Origin of the sequence: Pseudomonas sp. WJP1, assembly GCF_028471945.1 — a bacterium.
Taxonomy (GTDB): Bacteria; Pseudomonadota; Gammaproteobacteria; order Pseudomonadales; family Pseudomonadaceae; genus Aquipseudomonas.
In genome coordinates this window covers 1,608,040-1,623,250 of sequence record NZ_CP110128.1, presented here as the reverse complement: position 1 = coordinate 1,623,250, position 15,211 = coordinate 1,608,040, and the positions used below count along the sequence as shown (strand labels likewise).

Annotated in this window: 11 protein-coding genes; 5 read left to right on the top strand and 6 right to left on the bottom strand. The window is 61.1% G+C overall.

All coding sequences use genetic code 11. From position 1 onward, the window contains the following. Positions 1 to 162 precede the first annotated feature (162 nt). The 3 genes from OH720_RS07385 to OH720_RS07375 form a co-directional block, all read right to left on the bottom strand. Positions 163 to 1,026: a carboxylate/amino acid/amine transporter gene (locus OH720_RS07385; RefSeq protein WP_272605085.1), complete on the bottom strand. Its 864-nt coding sequence runs from the start codon at positions 1,024 to 1,026 to the stop codon at positions 163 to 165. Positions 1,027 to 1,255: 229 nt separating this feature from the next. Next, a complete protein-coding gene (locus OH720_RS07380; protein ID WP_272605084.1) occupies positions 1,256 to 1,855 on the bottom strand; it encodes an FMN-dependent NADH-azoreductase in 600 nt (199 codons plus the stop codon). Between the two features lie 150 nt (positions 1,856 to 2,005). Then, the gene (locus OH720_RS07375; protein WP_272605083.1) at positions 2,006 to 2,320 is read right to left on the bottom strand and encodes a 3-phosphoglycerate kinase; all 315 of its coding nucleotides are present in this window, start codon (positions 2,318 to 2,320) and stop codon (positions 2,006 to 2,008) included. A gap of 50 nt (positions 2,321 to 2,370) precedes the next feature. Here OH720_RS07375 and OH720_RS07370 point away from each other — a divergent pair, with 50 nt between their 5' ends. The 4 genes from OH720_RS07370 to OH720_RS07355 all read left to right on the top strand — a co-directional run bounded on the left by OH720_RS07370 (position 2,371) and on the right by OH720_RS07355 (position 6,598). Continuing rightward, entirely contained in the window at positions 2,371 to 3,294 is a 924-nt protein-coding gene (locus OH720_RS07370) for a LysR family transcriptional regulator (protein WP_008060097.1), read from the top strand. Between the two features lie 14 nt (positions 3,295 to 3,308). Next, complete coding sequence (locus OH720_RS07365; protein WP_272605082.1) at positions 3,309 to 4,112, top strand: alpha/beta fold hydrolase; 804 nt, start codon at positions 3,309 to 3,311, stop codon at positions 4,110 to 4,112. Between the two features lie 3 nt (positions 4,113 to 4,115). Further along, complete coding sequence (locus tag OH720_RS07360) at positions 4,116 to 4,673, top strand: peptidylprolyl isomerase (protein WP_046816816.1); 558 nt, start codon at positions 4,116 to 4,118, stop codon at positions 4,671 to 4,673. Between the two features lie 92 nt (positions 4,674 to 4,765). Further along, a complete protein-coding gene (locus OH720_RS07355) occupies positions 4,766 to 6,598 on the top strand; it encodes an ABC transporter ATP-binding protein (RefSeq protein ID WP_008060090.1) in 1,833 nt (610 codons plus the stop codon). A 122-nt stretch (positions 6,599 to 6,720) separates the two neighbouring features. Here the strand turns inward: OH720_RS07355 and OH720_RS07350 are convergent, their stop codons facing one another. Then, the gene (locus OH720_RS07350; RefSeq protein WP_272605081.1) at positions 6,721 to 7,845 is read right to left on the bottom strand and encodes a GNAT family N-acetyltransferase; all 1,125 of its coding nucleotides are present in this window, start codon (positions 7,843 to 7,845) and stop codon (positions 6,721 to 6,723) included. Between the two features lie 282 nt (positions 7,846 to 8,127). Between OH720_RS07350 and OH720_RS07345 the strand changes: the two genes are divergently transcribed. Beyond that, a complete protein-coding gene (locus tag OH720_RS07345) occupies positions 8,128 to 9,447 on the top strand; it encodes a putative porin (protein ID WP_180202909.1) in 1,320 nt (439 codons plus the stop codon). 201 nt (positions 9,448 to 9,648) lie between these two features. On the opposite strand, the gene OH720_RS07340 is transcribed toward OH720_RS07345, so the two are convergent. Together OH720_RS07340 and hrpA are read right to left on the bottom strand one after the other, a co-directional pair. Beyond that, complete coding sequence (locus OH720_RS07340; RefSeq protein WP_272605080.1) at positions 9,649 to 10,770, bottom strand: beta-ketoacyl-ACP synthase III; 1,122 nt, start codon at positions 10,768 to 10,770, stop codon at positions 9,649 to 9,651. A gap of 342 nt (positions 10,771 to 11,112) precedes the next feature. Continuing rightward, positions 11,113 to 15,024 (bottom strand): ATP-dependent RNA helicase HrpA, encoded by a 3,912-nt coding sequence (gene hrpA / locus OH720_RS07335; protein WP_272605079.1) that lies wholly within the window; start codon positions 15,022 to 15,024, stop codon positions 11,113 to 11,115. Positions 15,025 to 15,211 lie beyond the last annotated feature (187 nt).

The following is a 15,211-nucleotide window of genomic DNA, read 5'->3' as shown; positions in this document are numbered from 1 at the left end:
CCAGGTAATTTGCGCGACCACTGATTTAGATTTGCGAGTGCCCGTCGCATGGCTTAAAGAAACAGAGCACCAACATGATCGTAGAAGCGGGATACAACGGTTGATCGCTCTCGATATTGATCAGCCCCTCTTTGGCGGCCTGACTGGCGATATCGACGGCATTCAGGCGACTGCTGGTTGGCGTACACCCAACCGACTGATCCACACCGCCATCAAGATCACCGAACCACCGAGCAACAACCGCCCCAGTTCCTCATGCTGATTCCAGATCAACAGATTGATCAACAACCCCACCGGCACATGCAGGTTGTTCATCACCGCCAGCGTCCCGCCATTCACCAGGCACGCACCTTTGTTCCACCAGTACAACCCCAGCGCGGTCGAGACCAGCCCGAGGAACAGCAGCACGCCCCATTGCAACGCTGCTTCAGGCAGGAAGTTCTGTTTGCCAAACAGCAGGAACGCCGGCAACGCCACCGCCAATGCGCCCAGGTAGAAATAGCCAAAACGCCGGTAATGCGGCAAGTCGCTCGGATGGCGCGCGACCAGATGTTTGTACAGCACTTGCCCGGCGGCGTAGGTGAAGTTGGCCAGTTGCAGCAGCAGGAAACCCATGAAGAAGTCCGGGTTGATCCGGTCGAAGCGAATCACCGCCGCCCCCGCCACCGCCACCAGTGCCGCGATCAGGGCCCAGGGATTGAAGCGACGGTTCAACGCGTCTTCGATCAGGGTCACGTGCAGTGGCGTGAGGATGGTGAACAGCAGCACTTCCGGGACCGTCAGCACGCGAAAGCTCAGGTACAGGCAGACGTAGGTCACACCGAACTGCAGTGCGCCGATCAGCAGCATGCCGCGCATGAACGCCGGTTCCACCGAACGCCAGCGGGTCAGCGGGATGAACACCAGCCCCGCCAGCAGCACGCGTATCAGCACCGCGAAGTAACTGTCGACGTGACCTGCCAGGTACTCGCCGATCAGACTGAAGGAAAACGCCTGGATCAGCGTGACAAAAAGTAGATAGCCCATGCTCGCCTCGTTATGAATGCCGGCGAAGATAACGGGTTTTGCCGGTTATCGCGAACAGTCAAACGATACAAAAACCCAGGCAAAAAAAAGCCCGATCTCGCTAAAGCGTTCAATCGGGCAAGAGCACTCAGGAGCAACAAGTGCAAAGGGAGGTTCGATGCGCGTGCAGGCTTGAAGGGTAACGCGCCAGGTCACTAGAACATCCGGTGATTATCTGGCGATTAACGGCTCAGGCCACCTGGGAAAGCTTGGCGTTCGCCTGGTTCAGGCCTTTCTCCTGGAAGTCGCCGCCCAGGTTCATGCCTTCGGCGTGAATGAACGTCACGTCGTGGATGCCGATGAAGCCCATGACCTGGCGCAGGTAGGGTTCCTGATGGTCAGCGGTGCTGCCGGCGTAGATCCCGCCGCGAGCGGTCAGTACATAGGCGCGCTTGCCACTGAGCAAACCCTGCGGGCCGGTTTCGGTGTACTTGAAGGTCACGCCGGCACGCAGCACATGGTCAAGCCAGGCCTTGAGGGTGCTCGGGATGGCGAAGTTGTACATGGGCGCTGCCATCACCAGCACGTCGGCGGCGAGCAACTCGTCGGTCAGCTGGTTGGAGCGCTCCAGGGAAAGCTGTTCGATGTCGCTGCGCTGATCGGCGGGTTTCATCCAGCCGCCCAACAAGTTGCTGTCCAGGTGTGGCACCGGGTTGACTGCCAGGTCACGCACGGTGATCTGATCGCCCGGGTGCGCGGCTTGCCATTGGCTGATGAAGGTCTGGGTCAGTTGACGGGAAACCGAGTCTTGCTGACGGGCACTGCTTTCGATGATCAGAACGCGGGACATGGCTTGTAGGCTCCATCTGAGAATGCTGTAAGTCGATGGAGTGAAGGTTATACAGAGTCATATCGATGAAAAAGCGCAAATAACTGCTACAACCGATCAAGAAATTCGTTTATAAGCGGAGCATCGGCGATTGGCATGCTCCGCTGGATGTCATTTCGGTTTGCAGGTCATGCTGATGTACAGCTTGATGATCTTGCGGTTGAACTTGGCTGAAAGATCCGCGCTTTTACCCGCGTCCAGATTGACCCGGCGGGTCTTGGGCGATTCAGGACCGTTGCGAAACACTACCGAGCATTCGGCAGCGGTGTCGCCGTAGTTGTTCACGGTGATCGAGCCCATGTCGTAATCGGAGGCGTAGGTGGTGTAGTCGATCTTCAGTCCATTGAGCTCTTTCTGGACGTCGATCGGGTAAGCAAACGCAGTCAACGGCAACATCGCCAGTAACAGGCTAAAAATTTTTTTCATTCAGCAGTCTCCAATAAGAACTGCGCAGCTTAGGACAACAGGAGCCCATCATGAAAGCGCCCCGCGTGACCCTTGATCAATGGCGAACGCTTCAAGCCGTGGTCGACCACGGCGGCTTCGCCCAGGCCGCCGAAGCGCTGCACCGCTCGCAATCGTCGGTCAGCTACACCGTGGCGCGCATGCAGGACCAGCTCGGCGTGCCGTTGCTGCGCATCGACGGGCGCAAAGCGGTACTCACCGAGGCTGGCGGCGTGTTGTTGCGCCGCTCCCGGCAACTGGTGAAACAGGCCAGCCAGCTCGAAGACCTGGCCCATCACATGGAGCAAGGCTGGGAAGCCGAAGTGCGCCTGGTGGTCGATGCCGCGTACCCGAGCGCCCGCCTGGTGCGCGCGCTGACCGCGTTCATGCCGCAAAGCCGCGGCTGCCGCGTGCGCCTGCGTGAAGAGGTGCTGTCCGGCGTGGAAGAGGTCCTGCTCGAAGGCGTGGCCGACCTGGCCATCAGCAGTTTCAGCATTCCAGGTTACCTGGGCGCGGAATTGAGCGACGTCGAGTTCGTCGCGGTCGCCCATCCGGAACACCCCCTGCACCGCCTCAATCGCGAACTGAATTTCCAGGACCTGGAAAGTCACTTGCAAGTGGTCATCCGCGACTCCGGGCGCCAGCAACCACGGGACGTCGGCTGGCTCGGCGCCGAACAACGCTGGACCGTCGGCAGCCTGGCCACCGCCGCCACCTTCGTCGGCAGCGGCCTGGGGTTTGCCTGGTTGCCCCGGCACATGATCGAACGGGAACTCAAGGAAGGTACGCTCAAGCTGCTACCGTTGGACCAGGGTGGCAGCCGCAACCCGAGTTTTTACCTGTATTCGAACAAGGACAAACCGCTCGGCCCGGCGACGCAGATTCTTGTCGAGCTGCTGCGCACGTTCGACACTGCACCACTGGACGCACCGTTCGCCGCCCCAGAACAAGCCTGACACGGAGGTAATGCATGGCCTATTTCGAACACGAAGGTTGCAACCTGCACTATGAGGAATATGGCCACGGCACGCCGTTGCTGCTGGTCCACGGCCTGGGTTCCAGTACCCTGGACTGGGAAGAACAGATCCCGACGCTGGCCGCCCTCTACCGGGTGATCGTCCCGGATGTGCGCGGCCACGGGCGCTCCGACAAACCCCGCGAGCGCTACAGCATCGCCGGGTTCAGCGCCGACCTGGTGGCGCTGATGGAGCACCTGAACCTGGGGCCCGCCCATTACGTAGGGTTGTCGATGGGCGGCATGATCGGCTTTCAACTGGGCGTGGACCAGCCGCAATTGCTCAAGAGCCTGTGCATCGTCAATAGCGCGCCCGAGGTCAAGTTGCGCAGCCGCGACGATTACTGGCAGTGGTTCAAGCGCTGGAGCCTGATGCGGGTATTGAGCCTTCACAGCATCGGCAAAGCCCTGGGCGCCAAGCTGTTCCCCAAACCCGGGCAGGCCGATTTGCGACAAAAGATGGCCGAACGCTGGGCAAAAAACGACAAACATGCTTATCTCGCAAGCTTCGATGCCATTGTTGGCTGGGGGGTTCAGGAACGACTTTCGAAGGTCACCTGTCCAACCCTGATCGTCAGCGCCGACCGCGACTACACGCCGGTCGCGCTGAAGGAAAACTACGTCAGGCTGCTGCCGAATGCGCGGCTGGCAGTGATCGAAGATTCACGTCACGCCACCCCGCTGGACCAGCCCGAACGCTTCAACCAGACGCTGCTCGAGTTTCTCGCCGCAGTCGACACCACCCATCAGGATCACTGACCCATGCTGAAAAAAATCGCCCTCGCCGCTGGCTCCGTTCTGTTTGCCGCCAACCTGATGGCGGCAACGCCTGCCAAGGCGCCGCACGTGCTACTGGAGACCACCAACGGCCAGATCGAAATCGAACTGGACCCGGTCAAGGCCCCGATCAGCACCAAGAACTTCCTTGAGTACGTTGACAGCGGCTTCTACAACAACACGATTTTTCACCGCGTGATTCCGGGCTTCATGGTCCAGGGCGGCGGTTTCACCCAACAAATGCAGCAAAAGGAAACCAAGGCGCCGATCAAGAACGAGCACAAGAACGGCCTGGTCAACGTTCGTGGCACCCTGTCCATGGCACGTACCTCGGTACCTGACTCGGCCACCAGCCAGTTCTTCATCAACGTCAAGGACAACGATTTCCTCGACCAAGGTGATGGCTACGCGGTATTCGGCAAGGTGGTCAAGGGCATGGACGTGGTGGACATCATCGTCAACTCGCCAACCACCGTACGTAGCGGCATGAAGGATGTGCCTGCGGACCCTGTGTTCATCAAGTCGGCCAAGCGCATCGACTGAGACTAAGCTGGACAAGGATGTCCGAGCTGTTGCCGGTGTTGCCGGCAACGCTCAAACCGTTGAAGGAGAGCCCGTTCGCGGGTGAATAACCAATGCTTTATCGCCGCTTCGAAAAACTGATCGACGTCTTCCGCGATGCCCCGACAGCTGCACCGCCAGATCGGGTCTTGCCTTTCTATACCTATTACCTCAAGCAGGTCTGGCCCAGTTTTGCCGCCCTGCTGATCGTCGGCCTGGTCGGCGCACTGATTGAAGTGGCGCTGTTCAGTTACCTGAGCCGCATCATCGACCTGGCCCAGGGCACCCCCAACGCCGACTTCTTCAAGGAACACGGCGTTGAATTGACCTGGATGGTGGTGGTAGCACTGGTCCTGCGCCCGGTTTTCGTCGGCCTGCATGACCTGTTGGTGCACCAGACCCTCAGTCCCAGCATGACCAGCCTGATCCGCTGGCAGAACCACAGCTACGTGCTCAAGCAGAGCCTGAATTTCTTCCAGAACGACTTCGCCGGGCGCATCGCCCAGCGCATCATGCAGACGGGCAACTCCCTGCGCGATTCGGCGGTGCAGGCGGTGGATGCGCTGTGGCACGTGCTGATCTACGCCATCAGCTCGCTGGTGCTGTTCGCCGAAGCCGACTGGCGCCTGATGATCCCGCTGCTGACCTGGATCATCGCCTTCATCAGCGCGCTCTACTACTTCGTGCCACGGGTCAAGGATCGCTCGGTGGTGGCCTCCGATGCGCGCTCCAAACTCATGGGGCGGATCGTCGACGGCTACACCAACATCACCACCCTGAAGCTGTTTGCCCACACCAACTTCGAGCAGCAGTACGCCCGCGAAGCGATCAAGGAACAAACCGAAAAAGCCCAACTGGCCGGCCGTGTCGTCACCAGCATGGACGTGGTCATCACCAGCATGAACGGCCTGCTGATCGTCAGCACCACCGGCCTGGCCCTGTGGCTGTGGACGCAGTCGCTGATCACCGTGGGCGCCATTGCACTCGCAACCGGGCTGGTGATCCGCATCGTCAACATGTCCGGCTGGATCATGTGGGTGGTCACCGGCATCTTCGAAAACATCGGCATGGTCCAGGATGGCCTGCAGAGCATCTCGCAACCGGTCAGCGTGACCGACCGCGACCAGGCCAAACCCCTGGCCGTGGCCCGTGGCGAGGTACGCTTCGAAGACGTCGACTTCCACTATGGCAAGCAGAGCGGGATCATCGGCGGCCTCGACCTGACCATCAAGCCTGGCGAAAAGATCGGCTTGATCGGTCCGTCCGGTGCGGGTAAATCGACCCTGGTGAACCTGCTGCTGCGCCTGTATGACGTGGAAGGCGGACGCATCCTCATCGATGGCCAGAACATCGCCGACGTCAGCCAGGAAAGCCTGCGCGAACGCATCGGCATGATTACCCAGGACACCTCCCTGCTGCATCGCTCGATCCGCGACAACCTGCTCTACGGCAAGCCCGACGCCACCGATGCCGAGCTCTGGGAAGCGGTGCACAAGGCCCGGGCGGACGGGTTCATCCCGCTGTTGTCGGACGCTGAAGGACGTAGCGGTTTCGATGCCCACGTCGGGGAGCGCGGGGTGAAGCTTTCCGGCGGCCAGCGCCAGCGCATCGCCATCGCCCGCGTGCTGCTCAAGGACGCGCCAATCCTGATCATGGACGAAGCGACGTCGGCCCTGGATTCGGAGGTCGAAGCCGCGATCCAGGAAAGCCTCGAGACCCTGATGCAGGGCAAGACCGTGATCGCCATCGCCCACCGGCTCTCGACCATCGCCCGGATGGACCGGCTGGTGGTGCTGGAAAATGGCAGGATCGCCGAAACCGGCACGCACGCCGAACTGCTGGCCCATGGCGGTTTGTATGCGCGGTTGTGGCAGCACCAGACGGGTGGGTTTGTCGGGATCGACTGAGCATCACCGGAACCTTTGTGGGAGCGAGCCTGCTCGCGAAGACGGAGTGTCAGACAACACATTTGTCGGCTGATAGACCGCCTTCGCGAGCAGGCTTGCTCCCACAGGAAACGGTGCGATGTTCAGGTTTGGCGATAGGGCAAGGCCGTCCTCGCGTCCTCGGCGTAGGCCAGTACGCCGAGGCGTTCCTGGCGCAGGAAATCCTTGACCGCAGCCTTTAACCCGGGATGGCGCAGGTAGTGCCAGGAATGGGTGATCACCGGTTCGAACCCGCGAATCAACTTGTGTTCGCCCTGGGCGCCGGCATCGAAACGCTGGTAACCGTTGGCAATCGCGTAGTCCATGCCCTGGTAGAAACAGGTCTCGAAATGCAGGCGGTCGAACTCCGCCAGGCAGCCCCAATAACGACCGTAGAAACTGTCGCCCCCGACCAGGCTGAAGGCCATCGCCACCGGGCGTGAGCCTTGTTTGGCCAACACCACTCGAATCGCCTGCGGCATACGTTCGGCCAGCAGGCTGAAAAATTCCCGCGTCAGATAAGGTCGCTGCCGGCGAACCGCGTAAGTGTTCGCGTAGCAGGCATAGACAAAATCCCACTGTGCCTCGGTCATTTGCCGGCCTTCGAGCCATTCGAATTCGATCCCCTGCCCGGCCACTTGCTCGCGTTCCTTGCGCATCTGCTTGCGTTTGCGCGAACTGAGTACGTCGAGAAAATCCTGGAAGTCCCGATAGCCGCGGTTCTGCCAGTGGTACTGGCAGCCGATGCGTTGCAGCCAGCCAGGTTGTTCGGCCAGTGCGGCGTCGGTGAACGGATCGCTGAAGTTGATATGGGCGCTGGAGAGTTGTTCGATCTCCAGGTAGCCCGGCAGGCTCTTGAGCAGTTCGAAACCGTCTTCGACCCTGGCCGCCAGCAAGCGCGGGCCGCTGACCGGGCTGAACGGCACGGCAGTCAGCAGTTTGGGGTAGTAGTCGATGCCTGCGCGCTCGCAGGCATCGGCCCAGGCGTGATCGAACACATACTCGCCGTAGGAATGCCACTTGCGGTAGCTGGGCATCGCAGCCAGCAGCCGATCGCCTTCGACGTGCAGCAAATGTTCGGGTTGCCAGCCGGAATGGGAACCGACACTGCCACTGTCTTCCATCGCGCCGAGAAACCCGTGACGCAGAAAGGGCTGATTCTCGGGTACCAGCGCGTCCCACGTTTGCGGGTCGATTTCCGACAGGTTTTGCAGGCGTTGCAACGGCATCACCATCCTCACTCTTCATGGTGTGAAAGCCCCGCGAGTATCGCCTATCGGTGTGCTTTGCACACGGGCATTTCGACGACAGCGCTCTAGATCAATAGTTCGCAACGACTGTGCATCGTCACAGACATGCCATCACATTGCCACCGCACTGTAATAAACCATCGCGATACTGGCGCCTGTTTTTAGAGCGCCGGGTTATATCCGGCCACTGTTTTCCGTCCACCCCATGGTCGGTTGTGCCCAGGATGGTTCAGCCATCCACTCTCATCTTCGGAGATTGATATGCGTCTTGCTTCCACGAAAACTGCGGCGGCCTTGTGTGGCGGCCTGTTGCTGGCCATGAGTGTTCCTGCCAGCGCTGCAGTCGACGCCAAACTGCTCGACATGCTCAAGGCTAACGGCTCGATTACCAACGCCCAGTACACCGAACTGCAAGCCGAGCTGGCACGGGATCAGAAAGACCAGCAAATCGCTCGTCAGGCCCAGCAAGAAACCAACGAGCAGATCGCGGCCACCGCGAAGAAAACCAATGAGCTGAGCACCTTCGACCAGAAACTGGCGTGGGCGGCCAAGACCCAATTCAAGGGCGACGTGCGTTTCCGTCAGGAGAACGTCCACAACGATGGCGTTTCCAACAACAAGGACCAGGATCGCCAGCGCATTCGTGCCCGCCTGGGTGCGTACAGCGAAATCAACCCGCAAGTGGACACCGGCATCCGTATTGCCACCGGCAGCAGCGACGACGCTCGCTCCACCAACCAGGACCTGAACAACTACTTCGACAAGAAGCAGATCTGGCTGGACCTGGGTTACGTCGATTACCACCCCGACGCCATCAAGAACCTGCACGTGATCGGCGGCAAGATGCTGCAGCCATGGGTGAGCATGGGCGACATCATCTGGGATAGCGACGTCAACCCGGAAGGCCTGGCCCTGACTTACAAATACCCGCTGGGCAACACCGAACTGTTCGGTAGTGCCGGTCACTACACCCTCAAGGACAACGTCGACGGCGATGGCGTGCAGTTCAAGCACGACCTGCGTCTGTACGCTGGCCAGTTGGGTGCGCGCTTTGCCATTACCGACAACCTGAAAATGACCGTGGGCGGCAGCCTCTACAACTACGACAACGACGAAGACAGCGTCTGCACCGCCACCACCACGCCATGCGCACTGGCCGTCAACGGTAACAGCCCGGGCGAAGAGTTCCGTCTGTGGGAAGGTTTCAGCCAGATCGACATCGGCGGCCTGCCGATGCCGCTGTCGCTGTACGGCCAGTACGTGCACAACGCCGAAGCCAGCAACGATCAGGACACTGGCTGGCTGGCCGGCGTCAAGACCAAGATCTACGGCTTCGGCCTGGACTACAACTACCGCGACGTGCAGCAGAACGCGGTGGTGGGTGCCTTCACCGACTCCGACTTCGCCAACGGCTTCACCGGTTCGCGCGGCAGCAAGCTGAAAGTCAGCTACGAGCTCGACAAGAACTTCACCCTGGGTGCGACGTACTTCATGGCGAACTCCGACTACACCAACGCCAGCGTCAACCTGAAAGACTCCGACATCAACACCCTGCAACTGGATGCCGAAGCGAAGTTCTGATGCCCCCGCTGCACGACTCCAGCATGGACGCCTGAGTCGCTTTTACACACTCGCGTTGCCGTATCGGTCCCCATCATCCGTCCGATACGGCAACGCGAGTTTTTTCTGCGCAAAAAAAAGATCGCAGCCTGCGGCAGCTCCTACAGGGTTAAGTAATCCCCTGTAGGAGCTGCCGCAGGCTGCGATCTTTCAGTTGCGAAATCAGCGTTTGCGCAACAGCACGCTACCGATCGAATAACCGGCGCCGAACGAGCTGAGCACCGCCAGCGAGCCGGCGGCCAGGTCGTCCTGGTGCTTGTGGAACGCAATCACCGAACCTGCCGAACTGGTGTTGGCATAGGTATCGAGAATCACCGGCGCTTCCTGCTCGGTGGCTTCACGGCCCAGCAGCTTCCTGACGATCAGGTGGTTCATGCTGAGGTTGGCCTGGTGCAGCCAGAAGCGCTTCACGTCGCCGACGTTGAGTTGATTCTCTTCAAGATGCGCAGCGATCAGCTCGGCGACCATCGGGCAGACTTCCTTGAACACCTTGCGGCCTTCCTGCACGAACAACTTGTCCTTGGCACCGACGCCCTCTTCCGCCGCGCGGTTGAGGAAGCCGAAGTTGTTGCGGATGTTGTTGGAGAACTTGGTCAGCAGCTTGGTGCTGACAATGTCGAACTGGTGACTGGAAGTGGCCAGGTCAGCGCGCTCGATGATCACCGCGGTCGCGGCATCGCCGAAGATGAAGTGGCTGTCGCGGTCGCGGAAGTTCAGGTGACCGGTGCAGACTTCCGGGTTGACCATCAGGATCGCCCGGGCCTGGCCCAGCTGGACGCTGTTGGCCGCGGCCTGGATGCCGAAGGTGGCCGAGGAGCACGCCACGTTCATGTCGAAACCGAAACCCTGGATGCCCAGCGCTTCCTGGACTTCGATGGCAATGGCCGGGTAGGCGCGTTGCAGGTTAGAGCAGGCGACGATCACGCCGTCGATGTCCGCGGCAGTCTTGCCCGCGCGTTGCAAGGCTTGTTCGGCGGCGCCGATGGCCATCTGGCAAAGCACCGACCATTCGTCGTTGGAACGCTCCGGCAAGCGTGGCGCCATGCGTTGCGGGTCGAGAATACCTTCCTTGTCCATGACAAAGCGGCTTTTGATACCGGAGGCTTTCTCGATGAACGCTGCGCTGGACTCGGTCAACGCCTCAACTTCACCGCGTGCGATGGCCTGGGCGTTGTCGGTGTTGAACTGAGCTACATAAGCATTGAAAGACTGCACCAGCTCTTCGTTGGAGATGCTGTTGGCCGGGGTGTACAGGCCGGTGCCGCTGATGACGACGTTATGCATGGTCGTGTCTCTAATCTGTTCAGGCAGAAAGTATTGGTACAGTCGTGCCAATACACAAAGGGTCTATTCCCATCCTGGGGACGCAAACCTGGCATCGCTTGATCCCGACCTGCCAGCAGCGGCGAAGGCTCAAAACCGCGGGGCCGGTGTTTATAGGCGCGAAGTTTGCCATAAACCTTGGGTTTTCGCCCCTTTTGCTGGAGCAAACACCCACTGACACAACACCTGACCTGTGGGAGCGGGCTTGCCCGCGAAAGCGGCGTGTCTTTCACATCAATGTTGGATGTGCTGACGCCTTCGCGGGCAAGCCCGCTCCCACAAGGTATTGCACCAGCCTCGGGCCTACGGCTCGACCTGGCTCCACTGCTTGCTCAGGCGCTTGTCGGAGATCGGCACCTTGGTCCCCAGTTGCTGGGCAAATAGCGAAACCCGGTACTCCTCCAGCAACCAGCGGTACAGCTCCAGCTGCGGATCGCGCTTGCCTTCCTGGGCGTGTTTGTTGGCGCGGGTCTGGTACTGCGTCCAGAGGCCGGACAACTCGCCGCTCCAGACCCGATCCCGTTGCACCTGGGCGCCGATTTTTTCGAAACGCTGTTCGATGGCCTTGAGGTAGCGCGGCAGTTCCTTGAGCCACTGCATCGGCGTTTCCCGGACAAACCCCGGATACACCAGATGGCTGAGCTGCTGCTTGATGTCGTTCAGGGCCACGGCTTGCGCCAGGTCGATCTTGCCCTTGAAGCGTTTTTGCAGGCCGTGCCAGTGCTTGAGGATTTCCAGGGTCAGCCGGGCCACGCGCTCGGCATGTTCGGTCCAGGCACCGCGCTTTCGTTCAGCCAGCGATGCCAGGCCGGCACCGTCGCGTGGCAAGGGGTCTTCACCCTCGAGGATGCAGCTGTCGAGGCTGGCCAACAGAATGTCTTCGACCAGCGCATCGACACGCCCCAGGTCGCGATACAGCAGGCCCATTTCGGTCAGGCCCGGCAACTTGCCGCGCAGGAACTTCGCCGGTTCCGCCAGTTGCTGCATCAGCAAGCGCTGCAAGGCGCGGCGATGCTGAAACTCGGCTTCGGCCGGCGTCGAGAAACGTCCTTCCTTGACCGTCCCCGCCTCTTCCACCAGTGCCGGATAGACCGTCATCGACAGGCCGGCGATCTTCTGCTGGGTTTTCTCGGCGACGGCGGCGAACACTTTCGGCTCGACCGGCTGCTGGCTTTTCGCGGTTTGCGGCACGGCCAGGGCGGCCTGGCTGGCCTCGGCGAAACGCGCCGTCAGCTCGGCCAGGTCGCGCCCTTCACCGAGGAACTTGCCCTGGGCGTCGACGATTTCCAGGTTCATCCGCAGATGGCTTTCGACCTGCTGGGCCGCCTCGCTCCAGGCTTCATCGCTGACACGGGCGCCGGTCATGCGCAACAACTCGCGACCCAGGGCCTGGGGCAACGAGCCTTCGGCAAAGGTCATGCGCTGCAACGCGGCCTTGACGAAATCCGGCACCGGCACGAAATTCTTGCGCAAGGCCTTGGGCAGGTTGCGCACCAGCGCGATGCACTTGGCTTCGATCACCCCTGGCACCAGCCACTCCAGGCGTTCCGGCGGCAGCATCGGCAACAGCGGTGCCGGCACACGCAGGGTCACGCCGTCACGCGGGTGGTTCGGTTCGAAGTGGTAGCTCAGGGCCAGTTCCAGATCGCCGATGTGCAGCGTGTCTGGATAATGCTGGGCGGTGACTTCACTGGCCTCGCGGGCCAGCACGTCTTCTTCGCGCATGATCAGCAGTTGCGGGTCTTTCTGGCTGTTGATCCGGTACCAGCTGTCGAAGGTCGCGGTCTGGTGGATCTCTGCCGGAAGGCGCGCATCGTAGAAGGCGTAGAGGGTTTCTTCGTCAGCCAGGATGTCCCGGCGACGGGCCTTGGCTTCCAGTTCGTCGAGTTGTTCAAGCAACTGCTTGTTGGCCGTCAGGCACTTGGCTTTCGACTGAATCTCGCCACGCACCAAGGCTTCACGGATGAACAGTTCACGGGACACCACCGGATCGACCGGACCGTAGTGCACCGGCCGGCGGCCGACCACGATCAGCCCGAACAGGGTGATCTGCTCGAAGGCCACGACCTGGCCACGCTTCTTCTCCCAATGGGGCTCGAAGTGGTTTTTCTTGATCAGGTGCCCGGCCAGCGGCTCGATCCAGTCGGCATCGATCTTGGCCACCATCCGTGCATACAGCTTGGTGGTTTCCACCAGTTCAGCGGTCATCAGCCATTGCGGGCGCTTCTTGCCGATACCCGACGAGGGGTGAATCCAGAAACGTCGCTGACGCGCTCCGAGGTAATCGCCTTCTTCGGTTTTCTGCCCGATCTGGCTCAACAACCCCACCAGCACCGCTTTATGCAGCTTCGGATAGTCCGCCGGCTCTTTGTTGAGGCTCAACTGCATGTCGCGGCAGATCAGGCTCAATTGGCGATGGGAATCACGCCACTCGCGCAGACGCAGGTAATTCAGGAAATTCTTGCGACACCAGTTGCGCAGCGGGCTGGCCGTCAGCGCCTGGCGCTGTTCTTCGAAACCGCGCCACAGGTTGACCAGCCCGGCGAAGTCCGAGTCGGCATCTTTCCATTGCGCATGGGCCTGATCCGCTGCTTGCTGGCGCTCTGGAGGACGTTCGCGCGGGTCCTGGATCGACATGGCGCTGGCGACGATCAGCACTTCCTGCAGGCTGCCGAGCTTCGCCGCTTCCAGCAGCATGCGGCCCATACGCGGGTCCACCGGCAGCCGCGCCAATTGGCGACCGAGGGGGGTCAATTGGCTGTTGCGGTCCACTGCCGAGAGTTCTTGCAGCAGATTGAAACCGTCGCTGATCGCCTTGCCGTCCGGCGGTTCGATAAACGGGAACGCGGTGATCTCGCCGAGGCGCAGGTGCAGCATCTGCAAGATAACGGCGGCCAGGTTGGTGCGCAGGATTTCCGGATCGGTGAATTCCGGGCGCCCGAGGAAATCCTCTTCGCTGTACAGGCGCACACAGATGCCCGGCTCGACCCGTCCGCATCGGCCTTTGCGCTGGTTGGCGCTGGCCTGGGAAATGGCTTCGATGGGCAGGCGCTGGACCTTGGCGCGGTAGCTGTAGCGACTGATGCGCGCAGTGCCGCTGTCGATCACGTAACGGATGCCCGGCACGGTCAGCGAGGTTTCCGCGACGTTGGTCGCCAGCACCACGCGACGGCCCGGGTGCGACTGGAAAATCCGCTGCTGCTCGGCCGGCGACAGGCGCGCGTACAACGGCAGAATCTCGGTGTGCTTGAGCTGGGCCTTGCGCAGCATGTCGGCGGCGTCGCGAATCTCGCGCTCGCCGGGCAAGAACACCAGCACGTCACCGGGGCTGCGGCGCTCGCTGCGCTCATAGGCGGCGATTTCGTCGAGGGTGGCGAGGATCGCCTGGTCCACCGTCAGGTCGTCTTCGACCCGGTTGCCCTCCTCGTCCTGTTCCAGGGTCAGCGGGCGGTACCAGGTGTCCACCGGGAAGGTGCGACCGGAGACTTCGACAATCGGCGCGTCATCGAAATGCTTGGAGAAGCGCTCCAGGTCGATGGTCGCCGACGTGATGATGACCTTCAGGTCCGGACGACGCGGCAACAGGGTTTTCAGGTAGCCGAGCAGGAAGTCGATGTTAAGGCTGCGTTCGTGGGCTTCGTCGACAATGATGGTGTCGTAGCGTTCCAGATAACGGTCGTTCTGGGTTTCCGCCAGCAGGATGCCGTCGGTCATCAACTTGATCAGGGTATTGGAATCGCTCTGATCCTCGAACCGCACCTGATAACCGACCAGGGCGCCCAACGGCGTGCCGAGCTCTTCGGCCACCCGGGCCGCTACGCTGCGCGCGGCGATTCGGCGCGGTTGGGTGTGGCCGATCAGGCCATGCTGGCCGCGGCCGATTTCCAGGCAGATCTTCGGCAGTTGGGTGGTTTTACCCGACCCGGTTTCGCCGGCAATGATCAGCACTTGATGCTGTTGCAGGGCCTTCTTGATTTCGTCGCGCTTGGCGGCGATCGGCAGGCTGTCGTCGTAACGAATCACCGGCAGGCTGGCCTTGCGGGCCAGCACCTGGTCACAGGACGCCTGCATCCGCGCCACCCACTGGGCCAGCTTGGCCTCGTCGGGTTTCTTGCGCAGCTCAAGCAACTGCCGCCGCAGCCGGTGGCGGTCGGCGAGCATGGCGTGATCGAGGTTTTTCAGCAGTTTGTCGATGGAGGGCGATTCGTCGGTCATCGGGTACGCAATTCAGTCGTCTAGTGGCGCAGGTCGGGGATTGTCGCAGATTTGCGCCGACATGTGATCGTTCCCACGCTCTGCGTGGGAATGCCTCAACGGACGCTCTGCGTCCGCTCTTGGGACGCGGAGCGTCCCGGGCTGCATTCCCACGCAGAGCGTGGGAACGATCAGCATCAGCAAGGAG